Annotated in this window: 14 protein-coding genes; 10 read left to right on the top strand and 4 right to left on the bottom strand. The window is 70.8% G+C overall.

Annotated elements, in window-relative coordinates:
• Position 1: 1 nt before the first annotated feature.
• The 7 genes from MUK52_RS07305 (at position 2) to MUK52_RS07275 (ending at position 11622) form a co-directional block, all read left to right on the top strand.
• Positions 2-1300, top strand: a complete 1299-nt coding sequence (locus tag MUK52_RS07305) for a YcaO-like family protein (RefSeq protein WP_284575193.1) — start codon at positions 2-4, stop codon at positions 1298-1300.
• The gene (locus MUK52_RS07300) at positions 1297-2805 is read left to right on the top strand and encodes a TfuA-like protein (RefSeq protein WP_284575190.1); all 1509 of its coding nucleotides are present in this window, start codon (positions 1297-1299) and stop codon (positions 2803-2805) included. The genes MUK52_RS07305 and MUK52_RS07300 overlap by 4 nt, the downstream gene beginning before the upstream one ends.
• A 2-nt stretch (positions 2806-2807) precedes the next feature.
• Positions 2808-4562, top strand: coding sequence for a tryptophan halogenase family protein (locus MUK52_RS07295; RefSeq protein ID WP_284575188.1), 1755 nt, complete (start codon positions 2808-2810; stop codon positions 4560-4562).
• Positions 4562-5914 (top strand): cation:proton antiporter, encoded by a 1353-nt coding sequence (locus MUK52_RS07290; protein ID WP_284575187.1) that lies wholly within the window; start codon positions 4562-4564, stop codon positions 5912-5914. The genes MUK52_RS07295 and MUK52_RS07290 overlap by 1 nt, the downstream gene beginning before the upstream one ends.
• A 1158-nt stretch (positions 5915-7072) precedes the next feature.
• Positions 7073-8872, top strand: coding sequence for an ABC transporter ATP-binding protein (locus MUK52_RS07285; RefSeq protein WP_284575185.1), 1800 nt, complete (start codon positions 7073-7075; stop codon positions 8870-8872).
• 195 nt (positions 8873-9067) lie between these two features.
• The gene (locus MUK52_RS07280; RefSeq protein ID WP_284575183.1) at positions 9068-9808 is read left to right on the top strand and encodes a TerD family protein; all 741 of its coding nucleotides are present in this window, start codon (positions 9068-9070) and stop codon (positions 9806-9808) included.
• Positions 9809-9897: 89 nt separating this feature from the next.
• The gene (locus MUK52_RS07275; protein ID WP_284575182.1) at positions 9898-11622 is read left to right on the top strand and encodes a lamin tail domain-containing protein; all 1725 of its coding nucleotides are present in this window, start codon (positions 9898-9900) and stop codon (positions 11620-11622) included.
• An 89-nt stretch (positions 11623-11711) separates the two neighbouring features.
• Here MUK52_RS07275 and MUK52_RS07270 read toward each other — a convergent pair whose 3' ends face one another.
• From MUK52_RS07270 to MUK52_RS07260, 3 genes are all read right to left on the bottom strand, one after another.
• Positions 11712-12890 (bottom strand): DUF418 domain-containing protein, encoded by a 1179-nt coding sequence (locus tag MUK52_RS07270; protein WP_284575180.1) that lies wholly within the window; start codon positions 12888-12890, stop codon positions 11712-11714.
• A gap of 217 nt (positions 12891-13107) precedes the next feature.
• Entirely contained in the window at positions 13108-13689 is a 582-nt protein-coding gene (locus tag MUK52_RS07265; protein ID WP_284575178.1) for a TerD family protein, read from the bottom strand.
• Between the two features lie 129 nt (positions 13690-13818).
• Positions 13819-14394, bottom strand: coding sequence for a TerD family protein (locus MUK52_RS07260; protein ID WP_114054594.1), 576 nt, complete (start codon positions 14392-14394; stop codon positions 13819-13821).
• A 470-nt stretch (positions 14395-14864) separates the two neighbouring features.
• Here MUK52_RS07260 and MUK52_RS07255 point away from each other — a divergent pair, with 470 nt between their 5' ends.
• Complete coding sequence (locus MUK52_RS07255; RefSeq protein ID WP_284581672.1) at positions 14865-16610, top strand: phosphatidylglycerol lysyltransferase domain-containing protein; 1746 nt, start codon at positions 14865-14867, stop codon at positions 16608-16610.
• 142 nt (positions 16611-16752) lie between these two features.
• Here MUK52_RS07255 and MUK52_RS07250 read toward each other — a convergent pair whose 3' ends face one another.
• Entirely contained in the window at positions 16753-17280 is a 528-nt protein-coding gene (locus MUK52_RS07250) for a hypothetical protein (RefSeq protein WP_114054596.1), read from the bottom strand.
• A gap of 338 nt (positions 17281-17618) precedes the next feature.
• Here MUK52_RS07250 and MUK52_RS07245 point away from each other — a divergent pair, with 338 nt between their 5' ends.
• Together MUK52_RS07245 and MUK52_RS07240 are read left to right on the top strand one after the other, a co-directional pair.
• Complete coding sequence (locus MUK52_RS07245) at positions 17619-18284, top strand: response regulator (protein ID WP_114054597.1); 666 nt, start codon at positions 17619-17621, stop codon at positions 18282-18284.
• A complete protein-coding gene (locus MUK52_RS07240) occupies positions 18281-19402 on the top strand; it encodes a sensor histidine kinase (RefSeq protein WP_284575176.1) in 1122 nt (373 codons plus the stop codon). Before MUK52_RS07245 ends, MUK52_RS07240 begins: the two co-directional genes overlap by 4 nt.
• Positions 19403-19439 lie beyond the last annotated feature (37 nt).

Here is a 19439-nt window from a genome sequence, read left to right as displayed (position 1 = left end):
GATGACCACTCACCCCATCGAGCGGGAGAAGCTCACCCCGCACGTCCCCTCCGTCTGCTTCCGCGGCGAGGAACTCACGGCGGAGAAGCACACGTTCGCCGGTACGCACCGCAGCATCCCCCCGGAGGAGACGCTGCGGCGCATTCGCCCCTGCTTCCCCCGGGCAGGCATCACCCGGCTCGCGAACATCACGGGCCTCGACCGGATCGGGATCCCCGTCACCCTCGCCGTCAGGCCCAACGGGCGCACCCTGAGCACCAACGCCGGTAAGGGACTGACTCTGGAGAACGCCCTGGTGTCTGGCGCCATGGAGGCCCTGGAGCTGCACCACGCCGAAGTGGAGTGGCGGCCCCGCGCCGTGCGGCGCTCCTACCGCGACATCCGCTCCGAGTACGCGGTGCCGCCGGTGGAGGAGCTGCCCCTCGCCAAGTCCGCCCCGTTCCCCCGCGACTGGCCCTTCGTGTGGACCACCGGCTGGGACCTGCTGGGACAGGAGGAGGTGGCGCTGCCCGTCTCGATGATCCACATGGGCAACCGCACCGAGCGCGTCCACGACCTCCACGCCTTCCAGATCACCTCGTCGGGGCTGGCGTCGGGGAACAACCTGCTGGAGGCGGTCCACGCCGGTCTCCTCGAGGTCGTCGAGCGGGACGCGGCCACCTGCCACAAGGAACGGTGGAGCGTCCAGCGGGTGCCCCCGCCGGTCGTGGACCATGCCTCGATCCCGTACGCGTCGGTCCGGGAACTGCTCGACCGGCTCGACCACGCCGAGATCGCGGTGGTCGTCTTCGACTGCACCGTCGACACCGGCGTACCCGTATACATGGCCGACATCTTCGACCGGAGCCACTTGGTTCCCGGCACCTTCCGCGGATACGGCGCGCACCTCGACCCCGAGATCGCCCTCTCCCGGGCGCTCACGGAAGCCGTGCAGGCCCGGACCGTGTCGATCGCCGGCTCGCGCGACGACCTCTACCGGCACCGGGACGTGCACCGTCAGACGGAGCGCGACCACCGGCGCATGGAGGTGCTCAACAGCGGGGGCGCGCCCTTCGCGCCCGCCCCACTGCCCTCCACAGGCACCACCACCTTCCAGGGCGACGTGCGGCTGCTGATGGAGCGAGTGGCGGCCGCCGGTCTGCGGCGGATCGTGGTGGTCGACCTGTCCTCGCCGCTGTACCCGGTCTCCGTGGTCAAGGTCGTCGTCCCCGGCATGGAGGGCTATCGCATGGAGAGCTACGCACCAATGGAACGCGCGACACGGTTCGCGCGGAACCGGCCCGAGAGGGGTGCGTCATGACGGCCGTCGTCTTCCTGGGGCCCTCGCTACCGCTGGACGAGGCGCGTGGCATCCTCCCGGACGCCGACTTCCGGCCGCCGGCCCGGCAGGCCGACGTCATCTCGGCCGCCACCGAGCCCGGAACGACCGTGATCGCTCTTATCGACGGGGAGTTCTCGCAGGCCAGGTCGGTCTGGCACAAGGAGATCCTCCTGGCGCTCGAACGCGGGGTCCATGTCTTCGGTGCTTCCAGCATGGGCGCCCTGCGGGCCGCAGAACTCGCCGAGTTCGGCATGGTGGGCCGCGGCGAGGTGTTCGAGCAGTTCGTCTCGGGAGAACTGATCGACGACGACGAGGTCGCGCTCACGTACACCAGCGACGACGGCCGGTACCGCCACATGTCCGAGCCCATGGTGAACATAAGGGCCACCCTTGACACGGCGGTCCGGACCGGCGCACTGACGCGCCAGGTGGGTGACGCGGCGGTCGAGGAGGCCAAGGCCCTGCGCTTCGGCGACCGTACGCCGCGCGCCGTGACGCACGCTCTGCGCGAGCGCGGTCTGGACGCGGCCGACGCCGACGCCGTGTTCCGCTGCCTGAAGCACCACCCCGTCGACCTCAAGGCCCAGGACGCTCGCTCCCTGCTGGAGGAACTGCGGTCACTGGAGCCTCACCCAGCGGCCTGGGGGCCCCTGCGCACGCCGGTGGCGCCGACCGTGGCCATGCGCACGCTGTACGACCGGGAGCGAAGAGTCCGGGTCGACGACACCCCGATCGCCCTCGCCGACATTGCCGACCACGTGCAGGTGCACCACCCCGCTCCCGAACGGCTCAACGACACCGCACTCACTCGGGCCCTGACACTCGCGCTCGCCCAGCTGCTGGAGGTGGCACCCGGGCCCCAGGACGTAGACACCGAGGCCGCCCGCTGGCGGATCCGGCACGGCAGGCAGGACGACGCGGCGTTCTCCGCCTGGCTGGAGGCCAACCACCTCTCCCACGACGAGTTCCGCGCGCTGGCTGGCGACGCGGCGCGCGTACGGGCCCTGCGGCGCTGGCTCCTGTACAGCCACGCGTCGGAACGCTCGACCCGCTTCGTACTCGACCAGCTTCGCTGGGACGACGAGTACGAGACCTGGTCTCGGAGCGCTGCCGCCCACCAGGAGCGGGTGGACCGGGCGGGAGCGGTCCGTCTCGAACGGCGGTACCGCGCGGACCCCGAAGAGCTCGCCGCCGAGCACGATGCCTGGCTCGGCCACCGCCCGGAGTCGGACCTGGCCACCCGGGCCGAGGAGGCCGGCTTCCACTCCGTACAGGACCTGGCACTGGCCTTGGCGCGAGCCGGGGTCGCCCGCGAGGAACTCCTGGGGGAGCTGCGGGACGCGATCCGGGCCGATCTCGACGGCCCGCGGCCCCCGGCGTCGGCCGACGCACCCCCCGCGCCGGCCGAGGTGCCCCCGGTACCGGCCGACGTGGCGCGGGAACGCCACGCCACGGACAACGAGCAGCTTGAGAAGGGGAACTGAGCGTGACATCAGAAAGCCCGAAGCGGAACGTCCCGGCCGACCTGACCGAGCTGATCGATGGGCTGCCCGCCCACGACGCCACGGCGGTGCGCGACTGGCTCGCCGGAGACCCGAACGGTCCCGACACGGGCCGTCCCGTCGGCACCCGCGCGCTGTTCAGCAGCACGGAGCGCGCCGTGGAGGAGTTCCGACCGACGTCCGACGACGAGGGCGCGATCCGTTCCGTCGGCGTCATCGGCGGCGGAACCGCAGGCTACCTGACGGCCCTGGCCCTCCGCGCCAAGCGGCCCTGGCTGGACGTCACGCTCGTGGAGTCGGCGGCCATCCCCATCATCGGGGTGGGCGAGGCCACCACGCCCGCCATGATCACCTTCCTCCACCATTACCTGGGCATCGACCCCGAGCGGCTCTACCGCGAAGTGGACCCGACCTGGAAGCTCGGCATCAAGTTCGACTGGGGCCCGGACCCGGACGGTTTCATGGCGCCGTTCGACTGGGACAGCAACGCGATCGGCATGCTGGGCGCGCTGGCCGAGACCGGCGGGATCGACGGCTTCTCCCTCCAGTCCCTGCTGATGCGGGCCGACCGCACCCCGGTGTTCCGGGTGGGGGACCGTCACGTCTCGCTGATGAAGCACCTGCCCTTCGCCTATCACCTGGACAACGGCCGCTTCGTCGCCTTCCTCACCCGGTTGGCCCGGGAGCGCGGGGTACGCCTCGTGGACGCGCGGCTGCGCGAGGCCGTCCTGGACGCCTCCGGGAACGTCTCGGCCCTGCGTGCCGACGACGGGAGCGAGCTGAGCTTCGACTTCTACGTCGACTGCACCGGGTTCCGGTCGATGCTGCTCGGCAAGGCCATGGGCACCCCCTTCCAGAGCTACGCGGACAGCCTCTTCACGGACTCCGCCGTCACGGTCAACACCGACCACGGCGGGCACCTCAAGCCCTACACGACCGCCACCACCATGGACGCCGGCTGGTGCTGGACCATTCCCACGCCGCAGAACGACCACCATGGCTACGTCTACTCCTCGGCCGCGCTGTCCGAGGAGGAGGCGGTGCGCGAGCTCGCCCGGCGCTTCCCCGCGTCGACCGAACCGCGCCACGTGAAGTTCCGCGTCGGCCGGCACGAGGAGGCGTGGCGAGGAAACGTCATGGCCGTCGGGAACTCCTACGCCTTCGTCGAACCGCTGGAATCGAGCGGCTTGCTCATGATCACCATGGGCATCCAGGCGCTCGTCAGCAGTCTGCCCTCCTCCCTCTCGGACCCCTCGCCGCGGGAACTCGTGAACCGGGCGCTCGCCGACCGGTGGGACGCGATCCGCTGGTTCCTGTCGATCCACTACCGCTTCAACACCCGGAAGGACACGCCCTTCTGGCAGGACGCTCGGACGCGCACGGACATCTCCGGACTTCAGCCGCTCGTCGACGCCTTCGCGGGAGGCGCCCCGCTGCGGTACCGCAACCCGCTCGTCCGGGCCCTTCTGCAGGCCACCGCGCCCACGTTCTACGGCCTCGCGGGAGTGGACACCATCCTCCTCGGACAGCGCGTGCCCGCCCGCATCCTGCGGTCGGGCGAACCGCCGGCGGAATGGCGTCGGCGGCACCGTGCGGCGAAGGCCCTGGTGACCCACGCGCTGCCGCAGGACCAGGCGCTCGCGGCCTACGCCACAGACCCGCGCTTGCTCAAGGAACTGCTGGAGGCCCCGGACAGCTGGGCGAGCCGCGCCACCGCAGTGCGCAACGGAATGGGCTGATGGGCTCGACCGGACTCGTGCCAGCAGCCTTGGACGCGGGCTCGGCAGAGGGCACCTCGGTGCGCCTTCTGCTGAGCCTGGCCGTCGTGCTCGCGGCCGCCTTCCTCGGCGGCAGGATCGCCGTCCGGCTGCGCCAGCCCGTGGTGATGGGCGAGATCGTCGCCGGGATCGCCCTCGGCCCCAGTGTACTCGGACTGCTGCCGGGCGACGTGTCGGGCATTCTGTTCACCCCGGACGTCCGGTCGCTGCTCGGCGGTCTCGCACAACTGGGGCTGGCGTTCTTCCTGTTCGGGATCGGTTACCGGGTAGACGCGGCACATCTGCGGGGAGCCCGAGGGTTGGTGGCCTCCGTCTCCCTCGGCTCAGTGGCGGTGCCCTTCGCCCTCGGCACCGGACTGGCGGCCGTCCTGTACCCCTGGTTCGAACAGGCGGAACTGGGCATCGACGGCATGGCGGCACCGGTCCTCTTCATCGGCACGGCGATGTCCATCACCGCTTTCCCCGTGCTGGCACGGATCCTGGCCGAGCACGGGATGCAGAACGGACGCGCCGGAGCGATCGCCCTGGCCTGTGCGGCGGTGCAGGACGTAGCGGCCTGGGGGCTGCTGGCCGTCGTCCTCGTCGTGGCCTCGACCGGTACCACCGGGGCACTGGCGCTGATGGCCGTCCAGACGACGGCCTTTCTGCTCGTCCTGTTCTGCGTGGTGCGCCCCGGCCTCGCCTGGCTCCTCTCGCCTCGCCGGAGCTTCGGCGGCCCCGCCCTGACCCACGCCGTGTTCGTCGTAGGGCTCCTTCTGGCGGCCTGGGCCACAAGCGCGATCGGCCTCCATGCAGCCTTCGGCGCCTTCCTCTTCGGCGTGGTGGTGCCCCGACGGCACACGGAAAGCCACTACCCCGAATCCGCGGCACGGATCGACCAGGCCGCAGCGCTGCTGCTGCCCGCCTTCTTCACAGTGACCGGACTGTCCGTGGACCTCTCCGCTCTGGGCGGCAAGGGGCTCGTCATGGCCGTCGCCGTCCTCGGCGTCGCGTGCACGGGCAAGTTCCTCGGCGCGTATCTCGGCGCCCGGCTGGCCAGCGCGCCGAGACACGAAGGCCTAATCCTCGGAGTGCTGCTCAACGCGCGCGGTCTCACCGAACTCGTGCTGCTCAACATCGGCCTCAGCGCCGGTGTCGTGGACAGTCGCATGTTCGCGGTGATGGTCGTCATGGCGCTCGCCACCACGCTCATGACGGGGCCCCTGCTACGCCGGGTGGACCGGCCGGCACTGCCGCACCCGTCCGATGCTGTTGCCTCCGAGGCGGCAAGCGTCAAGGACCGGAGGCTGCTGAGGCATACGCGGCTCGGCTAGGGACCTGAGTCATCACTATTCCGGCATGAGTCGTCCGGGTCCGAAGAATCCACCGTTGTCGGTCACTGATGTCCAGCGGGCGGTGCTTGAGGGCTGTGTTCGGCGCACGTCGGCCCAGCCAGCGGTCCAGCAGTCACGGATCGTCCTGGAGTGCGCAGAAGGCCACTCGATCACGGAGGTGTTCCCCAGAAGGTGGCTGTGGGGGCGTGGGCCAGCGGTGGAATGCCAGGGGTTCGGAGATGCCGTTGCGCTATGTCTCGGAGGCGCCGCTGAGGACGCGGAATGTGCTGGCCCCGGCGGATGACGCGCGGCCGAACTGGTGACGCTCGTCTGACGCACGGCCGTCCTGTGGGCACGGTGAAATGGGGTCTGACCTGCTGGTTCCTTGATCGTTACGTTGTATTATGTCTTCCCGATGACCCATCATGTGGAGTGCGTGGCGATCCTTGAGCCTGTCGATAAGGGCCGCTGACCTGCGGGTTTGTTGACTGTGCATTATGGGTGCCACGCCCGTTACGGGCGATATCTTGACGCATATTCGACGCACGTGACGCACGTTTGACGCACGGGCGGCACGATTTCTGATGGGTCGTCATGCGTGCTTGGCTACCGCCGGTTGGAGCCTCGGCTGTGTGGTCGGAGGCACCTTGAGGTGGCTCAGGTACTGGGTGCCGAGCTGTTGACCGCCCTCGCCTCATTCGCTTGTCGGTAGTGACGTTCCGTGAGGCTAGGCGAGGTCCGTGGACCGTACGCACGTCTGGCGTCCGACAGGGCGTGCTGCCTGCACGGGAATGCCGCCCTCCTCACCAGTGCGACAGCTGGTCGGAGGGCGGCATTCCGTCGGAGCGGACGGCACTGTCTACGGTGCATGGGCGCAGCAGTCCTGGCGCACCCTCCTGGGCGGGCGCCAGTCGCGCGGCCACATGCTCGGAAGCTGAGCTGCCGGCCTGGACGGACGACCGAGTCAGCGCTGTGTTCCTCTGGTCACGCTGTGGGCTGACTGTTCCAGTCACTTGGCGGGGGTCCGCCCGTCGATTGCCGGATAGCCGACGGAGCGCCCGAGGCCCCAGGCTGTGGGCATGACCCGTCGTACTCAGCGGGCCGACGCCGTCCCACCGCTGACCGTGTGCGGGGCAGACCACAGAGGAAAGGAATCTTGTGAACACCGCGTCCGCCCCGGAGGAGACGGGTGCCGAGTCCCTGCGCGTCCACGAGACGCTCAAGGCGCTGTACGGATATGTCCGCCCGCACCGCTGGACTGTCGTGCTCGGTCTGCTGCTGGCGCTGGTGGGCGCCGCCGGAGGGCTGCTCCAGCCGCTGGCCACGAAGGCGCTCGTCGACCGGCTCTCGTCCGGTGGCACACTCGCCACCATCCTGCTGGCGCTGACCGCACTGGTACTGCTGAGCACGGTGGCCGAGGCGTTCGGCGCCTACGTCCTGGAGCGGACGGCCGAGTCGGTGGTGCTGGCCGCTCGCCGCAGCCTGATCGGCCGGATGCTGCGGCTGCGGCTCTCGGCCGTGGACAGGATGCAGCCGGGCGATCTGATGTCGCGAGTCACCTCCGACACCACGCTGCTGCGGGCCGTCAGCACCCAGGCGGTGGTCAACGCCGCGACCGGGGCGCTGACGCTGATCGCGGCGGTCGTCGTCATGGCCTTCCTGGATGCTCTGCTGCTGGGTGTCACGCTCGGTGTGGTCGTGGTCGTCGGGGCGGGCGCCGCCCTGGTGATGCCGAGGATCGGGCAGGCCGCCGAGCGCTCCCAGGCCGCGGTCGGGGAGATGTCCACCGGCCTGGAGCGGGTCTTCGGCGCGTTCCGCACCGTGAAGGCGTCCGGCGCCGAACAGCGGGAGACCGCTCGCATCGAGGCGTCGGCCCGGCGGGCCTGGCGCCACGGCGTGCGCGGCGCGAAGTGGGAGGCCTTGCTGGGAACGGCGGACAACCTCGCCGTCGAGCTGGCGTTCCTCGCGGTCCTCGCGGTCGGCGGGGCGCGGGTGGCGTCCGGGGACATCCCCGTCTCCACGCTCATCGCCTTCCTGCTGTACCTCTTCTACCTGATGGAGCCGGTGTACAAGCTGGTCGAGGCCGCCTCCGCGTACCAGGAGGGCGCGGCCGCGATCTCCCGGATCCAGGAGGTGGACCGCCTCGCGGCGGAGCCGCCGGCCGCGGACCGGCCGGTGCGGGCCGGGGCGGCGGCCGTACGGCGGCCGGCGGCGGTCCGCTTCGAGAACGTGTCCTTCCGGTACGGGCCCGGGCTGCCGTACATCCACCGGCGGGTGGACTTCGAGGTGCCGGGCGCCGGGATGACCGCCTTCGTCGGGCCCTCGGGCGCGGGCAAGTCGACGGTCTTCTCGCTCATCGAGCGGTTCTACGAGACGACCGGCGGGCGCATCCTGGTCGACGGCACGGACATCCGGCAGTGGCCGCTGTCCGAACTGCGGTCCGTCATCGGGTACGTCGAGCAGGACGCGCCGGTCCTCGCCGGCACGCTGCGGGAGAACCTCGTCTTCAGCGCGCCCGGAGCGACGGATGACGACATCCGCGCCGTCCTCGTCCGGACGAGGCTCGACACGCTCGTCGAGCGTCTTCCGCACGGCCTCAACACCCTGGTCGGGCACCGCGGCTCGAAGCTGTCCGGCGGCGAGCGCCAGCGCGTGGCGATCGCCCGCGCGCTGCTGCGCAGGCCCCGGCTGCTGCTCCTGGACGAGGCGACCTCGCAGCTCGACGCGGTCAACGAGCTGGCGCTGCGGGACGTCATCGCAGAGACGGCACGCGAGACCACCGTCCTGGTGGTGGCGCACCGCCTGTCCACGGTGACGGACGCGGACCGCATCGTCGTCATGGACGCCGGCAAGGTCCGCGCGATCGGCACCCATCAGGAACTGGCGGCCGAGGACGAGCTGTACGCACAACTGGCGGCGACCCAGCTCCTGGTCCCGGCCGAGCACCCCGCCGTGTGAGTGGAGTGCTCAGCCGGTCTGCCCCCGCCGAACGGCGGGGGCAGACCGGCTGAGTTGCGGAGTGGCGGCGGACAGTCGTCGGGTACCGGCGCACCGGACAGCGCGTGAGGCTGAGGGCAGCGCCGCGCGTCACCGGGCGGTTCGCTGCTGCGTGCTCTGTCCGCCACCTCTCTTGGAGGCCCCATGCCCGTCCTCATGGCCAAGGGCCAGCAGGTTCCCCTGCGCACGGCGGACGGCCGCCCGCTCCATCTGATGCGGATGGCCATCGGCCGGCGGTCCGCTCCGCGCTCTGGTTCGCTCTGCCCAGGTCGGCGCGGCCGCTTCGGCGCCTTCGGCCTGCTGTACGGCCAAGGCCGTTTTCTTGACGCGGTGTTCGCCGATAGTCCCGCCCACCCGGACGGCTCCATCGAGCACTTCGCCGGCCCGGTGGTGGAGAACGTCGCGGGCGAGGAGGGCAAGGAGTCGTTCGTCGCCCGTCTGTCCCGGCTGCCTCCGCACGCGGACCGCCTTGAGTTCGGCGTCAGTTCCTTCGACGGCAGCACCTTCGAGGCCGTGCAGAGCGCGCACTGCCGGATTGTCGACGACGGCCTGGGCCACAAGCTGGCCCGGTACGCGTTTCCCGCCCACGGCCTCCACGCGGCGCTGATCATGGCGGCGGTGACCCGCGCTGGTGGCGCCGGGACCATGAAGGCCCTCGGTGCGCCGGTGGCGTGTACCACCTTCGCCTTGCCTCCTCCGGGCCGCCGAGGCGTGACCCGGTCGGCCCACGAAAGCAGGACGCTGCCGAGCACGCCGGCCCCGGCGCCGCCGCCCAACAGATGTTTTTGGTGCGGGATATGGTGCCGAACCCGGCGCCCGTGCACGCTGTGCAACGCGCGTAGAACTGCCATACGGAGGACACCCTCCGGTCCCCCGCGCGCAATCCAGCCCGCATAGAACTGCCCTGCCGCCACGGTGTGTTCCTCACGGAACCCCGGTGCGGTATTCCGCGAACCGTCCGCAACCGCTCGCGAAAGGCACCCCCCATGTCACCTCGTCGCATACCTGCCAGACGCCCCCGCCGTACCGCCGCGCTCGGCGCCGCCTGCCTGGCCGCCGCCCTGACGCTGGCCACGCTCGTCACCACCCCCACGGCGAACGCCGCCGCCTCGGTTCCGTCGCAGGGATCGGCGACGCAGCTCGACGTCGGCAACTGGAACGTCGAGTGGTTCGGCGCGCCGAACTATGGCCCGACCGACGAAGCGCTTCAGCAGCAGAACGTGCACGACGTCATGGCGGGCACCGACATGGACGTGTGGGGCCTCTCCGAGGTCGTCAGCACCTCGGCCTTCAACACCCTCGTGGCGGGCATGCCCGGGTACACCGGGGTCGTGGCCAACGACCCGATCGTGACGAACGGGGCCCAGTACTACTCGGACTTCGGCAACACCGAGCAGAAGGTCGCCCTCGTCTGGCGCTCCGGCATGGCCACCCTGGTGAGCGCGAAGGTCATCCTGACCGACCAGAACAGCAACTTCGCCGGCCGTCCGCCGGTGGAGTTCACGCTGCGCGGCACTTTCGACGGTGTCACCCGTGACCTCGTCTTCATCGTCCTGCACGCGAAGGCCGGTTCCACCCAGGACGCGTGGAACCTGCGCAATCCCGCGTCGCAGGCCCTGAAGTCGTACCTCGACACGACCTACCCCACGCAGAACGTCTTCGTCCTCGGTGACTGGAACGACGACGTCGACACCTCCATCACGTCCGGGCAGGCCTCCCCGTACGCCAACTTCGTGAACGACGCGGCACGCTACACCTTCCCGACGCGGGCCCTCTCGCTGGCGGGCGTACCGTCGACGACGGGCTACCCGGACTTCATCGACCACCAGCTCAACACCAACGAGGTGCAGGCCAAGTACGTCGCGGGCTCGGCGAAGGCCTTCCAGCCCCAGGCCTACGTCCCGAACTACGCGACGACGACGAGCGACCACTACCCGGTGCTGGCCCGCTACGACTTCACCCTCGGCGGTGGCGGTGGTACGAACCAGCCGCCCACGGCCTCGTACACATCTTCCTGCACCGCTCTCACCTGTACGTTGACCGACGGCAGCACCGACTCCGACGGCACCGTCGTGAGCCGCAGCTGGAGCTTCGGCAACGGTCAAGCCTCGACGGCGACGAACCCGACCGTGACCTACGCGTCGGCCGGAACGTACACGGTCTCGCTGACGGTGACGGACAACGGCGGAGCCACCCACACCACGACCCAGAACCTCACCGTCACCACCGACAGTGGCGGCGGACCCGCGAACGTCATCATCAACGAGGTCCTGGCCAACGAACCGGGCAGCAGCACCGCCGGCGAGGCCATCGAAATCGTGAACACCGGTGGCACGGCCATCGACATCGGCGGCTGGACCCTCCGGGACGGGACGGCAGTGCGCCACACGTTCGCGGCCGGTACGACGCTGCAGCCCGGCAAGGCGATCACTGTGTTCGGCGCGGGCTCGGCGATCCCCGGTGGCATCGTCGCGGTGGCGGCCGGCACCGGCGGCCTCAGCCTGTCCAACAGCGGTGACCAGGTCATCCTGCGGGATTCGACCGGAACGACGGTCCAGTCGATGACCTACACCTCAAGCCAGGCCAACTCCGACGGCGTTTCCGTCAACCGAAACCCCGACGGCTCGGCGACCGGCGGCTGGGCCAAGCACCACACCATCAGCTCGCTGACCAGCTCGCCCGGCCGGCACGCCGACGGAACGGCCTACTGAGCCCCGGTCCATCGGCTCGACTGCGACAGACGGCCGAGGGCCGTCGGAGCCGGGGCGGGCCGTCAAGGACCGCCCGCCCCGGCCCGGCGTCATCGCACGTACTTCGCCGGCTTGGTCGCGGCGTTGAGCAACGCCTCCAGCGGCCCGCGGCGGAAGAACCGGGACCAGACCGCGGCGAACGCGATCGCGCACAGGATGTACGTGAGCACGGGCACCCACGACGTCGTCGTGCCGGAGCCGGAGGCGGGCCACGCGGACTGTGCGAGGAAGTGACCGACGTACGCCGTCAGGGACATGGTGCCCACGGCGATGACCGGTCTCGCCAGACGGCGCAGGCGTGCCACGCGGTCCATCAGCACTGTCGCGCCCACGATCACGAGAATCGCGACGCCCACGCTGCCGATGATGTCGAACGTGGTGCCGGTGTGCGGGCCGGCACCCAGGAGGTCCGAGGCGGACGATATGAGCTGCTCACTGGAGCCACTGCCGCCGGACCCCGGTCCGGATCCGCTGAAGGCGGACCCGGAGCCGCCGGACCAGGACCCGGAGCCGGTGGACGATCCACCGGTTGCCGTGAACACCGCGTCCTTGCCCGCCAGCAGCAGCGACAGGCCGTACGCGGCCACGGTGAGGGCGGCGCCAAGGGCGGCCAGGCGCCGCTGGACGGAGGCGGCCGGCAGGTCGAGGCGGGCCAGCGCCATCCCGGCGATCACGAACGGCATCCACGTGATCGTCGGATAGAGGCCCGTGAGGAGCAGATCGATCACTCCCACGCCGTTGAGCTTCTCGAGCGGGTCGTAGGCGTTGATGCTCTGCTGGACCGATTCGTTCAGCCACGCGCGCAGGACGAACGCCAGCTGGGGTGTGACGAGCGCGAGCCCGGCCGCGATGGTGGCCAGTGCCTTGGCGGACAGCCGCAGCAGGGGCAGGGCGAGGAGGAAGTACACGCCGTAGAAGCCGAGGATGACGACGTCCCCGTATTCGATCGCCAGCACGCTGCCCAGGGCCAGCAGGATCACGGCGCGGATCGCGATCCGGGCCTTCGCCTGCCGGCCCGCCAGGCCGGTCTTCGGCTCACGGCGGCCGGCGATCAGCATCAGCGAGAACCCGGCGAGGGTGGCGAACAGGACCGACGAGTGCCCGTCGGCCAGGTACCGGACCCAGGTGCCGAACCCGGTCGTGGCCTCAAGCGGCGGGCCGATGTGCACGACGTACATGCCGAACACCGCGAGCGCGCGGGCCAGGTCCACGCCGACGAGACGACCCATCGAGGGGCCGCCCGAGGGCTTCCCGGCGGACTCGGACGAGGTACGGAGTCCTGGAGGCGAAGTCTCCTGCGGAGCTGACGTCGCCTGCGACGGCTGCATCTGTGTCATATGAGGAATCTCCCGGTCCGGTAGGGAAGCGGACTATCCGGCAGGCTTCGGTGGCACCCGTGCCGACCGGCCGGGACCACCCCGCCGACCGGCAGGCCGGGCGGGCGGATCAGAGGTGGCGGTCGATGGTGGGGAGGAGGTCCTGGAAGGTGGCCCCGGAGGCGGGTTCACCAAGGGCGGTCAGCTGCCACGCCCCGTTGATGCGGGAGATCTTGGCCATGACCTGGGCGGTGTGGCGGCCGCCGCCGGACAGGGTGTAGCGGGCGAGTTCGGCCCCCGTGGAGTCGTCCACCAGGCGGCAGTAGGCGTTCTCGACCTCGTCGAAGGTCGCGCCGGTGAAGGAGTTCACGGTGAAGACGATCTGGTCCACTTCCGCCGGCATCCGCGTGAAGTCGACGGTGATGGCCTCGTCGTCCCCCGGCCCGTCACCGCCGGTGCGGTTGTCGCCGGAGTGCTTCACGGCACCGAAGATGCCGGTCAGGTGCTGGAAGTAGACGACGTCCACGACGCGCCGGCCCGCGTACAGGACCGCGGAGGCGTCGAGGTCGATCTCCGTGGGGCCCATCAGCCTGCCGAGGAAGCCCGTGCGCGTCCGCGGCTGCCATCCCAGCCCCATCCGTACGTGACTGAGGGGGGTCGTGTCGGGCTTGGTCAGGCTGATCCTCTGGCCCTTGGTGAGGTTGAGGGACATGCGTACTCCCGGGTGGGTCGAGTCGAAGGGGGTGGCCGGGCCCGGACGGCGGCCGGCTGGGAGGGCCCGTCGGCCGCGCGTGGTGGGGATGTCCACGCGGGCGGGGCTGCGGGACGGGTGTCCCGGAGGTCAGAGGCTGACGCCGAAGTCCTGGGCGATGCCGACGAGGCCGGAGACGTAGCCTTGGCCGACGGCGCGGAACTTCCATTCCGCGCCGCTGCGGTAGAGCTCGCCGAAGACCATCGCGGTCTCGGTGGCGGCGTCCTCGCTGAGGTCGTAGCGGGCGATCTCGACCCCGTCGGCCTGGTTCACCACCCGGATGTAGGCGTGGCGCACCTGACCGAAGTTGTGGGCGCGGGCGGCGGCGTCGTGGATGGAGACCGGAAAGACGATCTTCGCCACGTCGGCGGGTACGGTGGCGAGGTTCACCTTGATGACCTCGTCGTCGCCGGCGCCTTCACCGGTGAGGTTGTCGCCGGTGTGCTCGACCGAACCGTCCGGGCTGGTGAGGTTGTTGTAGAAGACGAAGGACGCGTTGGAGGCGACCTTGCCGCTCTCGCCGCACAGCAGCGCGCTCGCGTCCAGGTCGTAGTCGGTGCCCGTGGTGGTGCGTACGTCCCAGCCCAGGCCGACCTGGACCGCGGCGAGACCCGGAGCCTCCTTGCTCAGCGAGACGTTGCCGCCCTTGGACAGCGAAACACTCATGATGTTCTCTCCTGACTTGGGACACTCGAAGAAGGACCGCACAGGCCCTGGTTGTTCTGTCCCGGGAGGTTGCCGACGGCTGTGGCCAGAACAGTGATCAGTACGGCGACGACCGCTGCGACGGCACCGGCGAGCAGGGTCCGGCTGGTGGCCGACACGGGGTTGCTCCTTGCTTCTGCTCCCGGCCGACGCACGGCCACGGCGAGCGGACACGGGATCGTCCGTCCGTCGGACAGGGCCGACGCTCACGGCCTCCCGGCTCGCGTGTCCCCAACCTCGTCGATGCTTCGGCCCGGCGGTATCCGACGGGTGACCGGTCGCCCCCCGCCATGCGGCGGGAGAACCATCCGCCGCTCCGGCACCCCCGCCACCTGGCGGGGTACGTGTGGCCGGTTGCCGGGTGGTGAATCCTCCGGATCCTCACGAATGTCGTGGACGTGACCGCATCAACGACTCCGCCGACCACCGCCGTGAAGCCTCGCCCGACCGTGGTGACACCACGGTGCCGTCGCGCGGCGGCCACAGCCTGCGTCTGGTACCTGCGTGTCATGGCTCTGCTCAATGTGCTGGCGGTGCTGTCCGCTCCCCTGCGCGACCGGGTGCGGGAACACAACGAGGGCGAGCACTTCACCCCGTACCTGCTCACCGCCGGCCTGGTGTCCGCGATGCTCGCCCTGTGCCTGGCCGTCACCATGCGCAGGCGCAAGCGCGCGGCGTGGATTCTCAACACGGTCCTCGCCGCGCTGACCCTGTCGGTCATGATCCTCTGGCTGCTCGTGCCCGGCGAGGAACCCGGCTTCCGCCACCACTGGATCAACTGGGCCTCCGCCGCGCTCACCGCCCTCTTCCTGCTGGCCCTGCTTGTGGCGCGTACGGAGTTCACGTCGAAGGGCGACCGCTCCAACCCGCGGACCGCGCTCGGGACCCTGGCCGGCGGTGTGCTCCTCGGCGGCGCGCTGGGGGTGGCGCTGGTGCAGGCGACCGGCACCGGTGCCGGAGCGGGCTTGTCCGACCGCCTCGGCTACGTCCTGTCCCGCTTTGTCACGCTGGACCCCTCCGAGAGGGCCGCCCGCCTAGTCCAGGTGCCCGGCTGGGTCGACGGAACGCTCAACGTGACAGCGGCACTCGTGTTCCTGAGCGTGCTGTACGTGGCGTTCCGCAGCCCCCGGGGGGTGGTGCTGACCGAGGACGACGAGGCCCGGCTGCGCACCCTCCTCGACCGGCACGGCGAGCGCGACTCCCTGGGCTATTTCGCCCTGCGCCGCGACAAGGCGGCCGTCTTCTCCCCGAGCGGCAAGGCGGCCGTGACCTACCGCGTGGTCAACGGCGTCTCCCTGGCCTCCGGCGACCCCGTCGGAGACCCCGAGGCGTGGCCCGGCGCCATCGACGCCTGGCTCGCCGAGGCACGGGCGCACGCCTGGGTCCCGGCCGTGATGGGGGCGTCCGAGGAAGCGGGAGTGATCTACGGACGACACGGTCTGAGCGCCCTCGAACTGGGCGACGAAGCCGTCGTGGAGGTCGCGGACTTCACCCTGGAGGGACGCGCGATGCGCGGCGTCCGGCAGGCGCACAACCGGGTCCGGCGCGCCGGCTACAGCGTGCGGGTGCGCCGCCACGGGGACATACCGGAGCCGGAGATGGCCCGCCTGGTGGCCGATGCCGACCGCTGGCGCGACGGGGCGACCGAACGCGGCTTCTCGATGGCGCTCGGCAGGCTCGGATCGCCGGACGACGGACGCTGCGTGATGGTCGAGTGCCACGACGCCCACGGCGAACTGCGCGCGCTGCTCAGCTTCGTTCCCTGGGGGGACAAGGGGCTCTCGCTCGACCTGATGCGCCGGGACCGCGACAGCGACAACGGCCTGGTGGAGTTCATGGTGATCGAGCTGCTGCGGCAGGCGGACGACGTGGGACTGGCCCGGGTCTCGCTGAACTTCGCGATGTTCCGGTCGGTCTTCGAACGCGGAGACCGCCTGGGCGCCGGACCCGTCCTGCGGCTGTGGCGCACCACCCTGGGGTTCCTTTCCCGCTGGTGGCAGATCGAATCGCTGTACCGGGCGAACGCCAAGTACCGGCCGGTCTGGGAACCCCGCTTCGTCCTCTTCCGGAAGAGCGGCGAACTGCCCCGGATCGCCCTGGCCGCCGGCCGCGCGGAGGGCTTCGTCACGACGCCCGGCCTGCCCGCCCTCCTCAGGCGGCAATCGCGCGCCGCCTGACGTGCAGCGCCTCGCATACGAGCTACCCCCTCGCATCCCTCGTCTCCGCGAGGATCCACCCGGGAGTGTCCGGCCCCTGGGTCTCACCGGCTACGAGGTTCCGGCACTCACCGTTCCGGCGGCGGCGGCGCTGTTCGTGGTTCTACTTGATGAGGGCGTTGGCCACGACGACCACGAGTCCGAGCAGCGAGTCCACCGTGCCGATCCGCAGGGCGGAAGCCCAGGTGCGGCCGGCGGCGCGGGCCGCGAGCAGGCCCCAGGCGAACAGCAGGACCACGTTCACGGCGAAGACCACGTACTCGACGCCCTCCGAGGGCCACCATCCCCAGGCCGCCCCGAGCAGCAGGAGCAGCGTCGGCGCCGTCGCCGCCACCAGCGGCCACTCGGACAGCAGCATCCGCACCCCGGCGCGTACGCCGTGGTGGGTCCGGTCGCCGCGCAGGGCGATCAGGTGGGCGTAGCCGTGGGCCAGGGCGGAGGCGACGGCCGTGACCAGGAGCCACTGGGCACTATTCAACCGGTCGTCCGGCGCTGTCTCCCCCTGCTCCGACAGGGCGGCCACCATGGAGCTGGCCAGCACCGCTCCGTACACACCCCCGAACAGCACATGGGGACGCGCGGCGAGGCGGCGCAGGGCACGGAGGGGCTGACGCAGGTTTGAGGCGGGCATGGCGGGACGGTCCTCGAAACGGTACGGACATCGGCTGCGGCCCTCGGACTCGGCGCGGGGCCACTGACCGATCCCACGGTACGAGCACGGCGGCCGCCATCCGCCGAGCCTCGCCCGTCGGCCTGCCGACCGGCCGGAGCGCACCCCCCGAACGGCTGGAGCCGACCCGCCGGGTGTCCACAGCCGGTGGGCGATCACGCCACCGCATACCCTGCCCGGCGTACGGTCGACGTCAGGCGAACCCGTACGACCGCGCGAAGCCCCGGGCACACGGGTCGCGGAGCAGCGGGACAGAGCAACAGAGCAGAGTGTGAGGCGGGACGCCGGTGATCCGGGTAATGGTGGTGGACGACGAGGCCCTGGTGCGGTCCGGTTTCGAGATGATCCTGAACGCGTCCGACGGGATCGAGGTCGTGGCGACTGCGGAAGGGGCGCAGGCGGCCGACGTGGTCCGGCGCGAGCGGCCGGACGTCGTGCTCCTCGACATCCGCATGCCGGACGTGGACGGCCTGACGGTGCTGCGGCAGCTCCAGGAACTGCCCGACCCCCCGCACATCGCCATGCTGACCACGTTCGACACGGACGAGTACATCCTCACCGCCCTGCGCTCGGGAGCCTCCGGCTTCCTCCTCAAGGACACCGAGCCCGAACAGCTTGCCCAGCTGGTCCGCACCCTGGCCGCGGGCGGCGTCGTCATGTCGCCGAAGGCCTCACGCGCGCTGCTCCGCAGCCACCCCGGGGCCGGAGCACCCCAGGACGCGGACGTCGCACGCGTCGGCCTCCTCAGCGACCGGGAACGCGACGTCCTCGTCCTGATCGCCGAAGGACTCTCCAACGCCGACATCGGCACCCGCATCCACCTCAGCCAGGGCACGGTCAAGGACCACGTCAGCTCGATCCTGACGAAACTGCGGGTCACCAGCCGCGTCCAGGCCGCACTCCTCGCCGAGCGCGCAGGACTGCTCACCCACGACGACACCACGGCACGGGACAACGGACGATGAGCACGGGCCGGGCCCTGGGGCGGCGACTGCCGCCCCGGGCCGTCGACGCAGGGCTCGTGGCACTGGCCGCGCTCGACGCCTGGATCAACCTCCTGGGCGAGGGCACCCCCGTGATGTGGGTCTGCGCCGCCGCAGGCTCCGCCGGCCTGTTCCTGCGCAGGCGCTTCCCCCTGACCGTCTTCCTGCTGACCCTGCCCATGACCCTGTTCATGGACGTGGCGGTCGCCCCGATCGCAGCCCTGTACACACTCGCCGCGTCCACCCGCAACCGCCCCCTGCTCGCCGGCTGCGCCCTGCTGAACGCCGCTGCGGGCACGCTCGCCTGGCCGCTGTCCGACGCGTTCGACGGCGACCGGACCTGGACGCTCGTCCAGTTCGTCTACACGCTGGCCACAGCCTTCGCCCCCGTCCTGTTCGGCCAGCTCGTCCAGGCCAGGCACGACGTAGCCCGCCAGCTCGTTGAGGTCGAGGAGGCCCGGGAACACGAACGGGCCCTGTACGCCCAGACCGTCCTCGCCCGGGAACGCGCCCAACTGGCCCGCGAGATGCACGACGTCGTCTCCCACCAGGTCAGCCTCATCGCCGTACAGGCCGGAGCCCTGCAGATGGCCGCCAAGGACCCCGACGCCCGCGAGGCCGCCCGCACCATCCGCACCCTCAGCGCGAACACCCTCGACGAACTCCGCCACATGGTCACCCTGCTCCGCGCCTCAGGCGGCAAGGCAACCGAACTCACCCCCCAGCCCACCCTCGCCGACCTCCGGCAGCTCATCGCCAACAGCGGCATCAAGACCACCCTGACCGGCGAACTCCCGCCCGGCATCAGCACCACCGCCCAGCGCACCATCTACCGCACGGTCCAGGAAGCCCTCACCAACGTGCGCAAACACGCCCCCGGAGCCCGCGCCGACGTCCACCTGTGGCACGACGCACACCACTACGGCGTCACCGTCACCAACACCGCCCCCACCCGCCCCACCGTCGCCCTCCCCAGCGCCCGCCACGGCCTCATCGGCCTGAAAGAACGCGCCGAACTCCTCGACGGGACCCTCACCGCCGAACCGACCTCAGACGGCGGATACAAGATCGAACTACGGGCCCCCGCCCGGTCCGACTGAACATCAGCCGACGCGGGTTCTCATAACGCGCCTCAAG

The organism is Streptomyces sp. 2P-4 (assembly GCF_030167965.1).
Taxonomy (GTDB): domain Bacteria; phylum Actinomycetota; class Actinomycetes; order Streptomycetales; family Streptomycetaceae; genus Streptomyces; species Streptomyces globosus_A.
The sequence above is the reverse complement of the archived record's forward strand: the minus strand, read 5'-3'. Positions and strand labels throughout refer to the sequence as shown.

What these genes read in the sequence shown, in the direction of transcription:
- MUK52_RS07300 (WP_284575190.1), top strand. Translation starts at nt 1,297, where the DNA reads ATGACGGCCGTCGTCTTCCTGGGGCCCTCGCTACCGCTGGACGAGGCG.
- MUK52_RS07305 (WP_284575193.1), top strand. Translation starts at nt 2, where the DNA reads ATGACCACTCACCCCATCGAGCGGGAGAAGCTCACCCCGCACGTCCCC.
- MUK52_RS07265 (WP_284575178.1), bottom strand. Translation starts at nt 13,689, where the DNA reads ATGTCCCTCAACCTCACCAAGGGCCAGAGGATCAGCCTGACCAAGCCC.
- MUK52_RS07240 (WP_284575176.1), top strand. Translation starts at nt 18,281, where the DNA reads ATGAGCACGGGCCGGGCCCTGGGGCGGCGACTGCCGCCCCGGGCCGTC.
- MUK52_RS07280 (WP_284575183.1), top strand. Translation starts at nt 9,068, where the DNA reads ATGGCCAAGGGCCAGCAGGTTCCCCTGCGCACGGCGGACGGCCGCCCG.
- MUK52_RS07245 (WP_114054597.1), top strand. Translation starts at nt 17,619, where the DNA reads ATGGTGGTGGACGACGAGGCCCTGGTGCGGTCCGGTTTCGAGATGATC.
- MUK52_RS07290 (WP_284575187.1), top strand. Translation starts at nt 4,562, where the DNA reads ATGGGCTCGACCGGACTCGTGCCAGCAGCCTTGGACGCGGGCTCGGCA.
- MUK52_RS07250 (WP_114054596.1), bottom strand. Translation starts at nt 17,280, where the DNA reads ATGCCCGCCTCAAACCTGCGTCAGCCCCTCCGTGCCCTGCGCCGCCTC.
- MUK52_RS07260 (WP_114054594.1), bottom strand. Translation starts at nt 14,394, where the DNA reads ATGAGTGTTTCGCTGTCCAAGGGCGGCAACGTCTCGCTGAGCAAGGAG.
- MUK52_RS07275 (WP_284575182.1), top strand. Translation starts at nt 9,898, where the DNA reads ATGTCACCTCGTCGCATACCTGCCAGACGCCCCCGCCGTACCGCCGCG.
- MUK52_RS07270 (WP_284575180.1), bottom strand. Translation starts at nt 12,890, where the DNA reads ATGGGTCGTCTCGTCGGCGTGGACCTGGCCCGCGCGCTCGCGGTGTTC.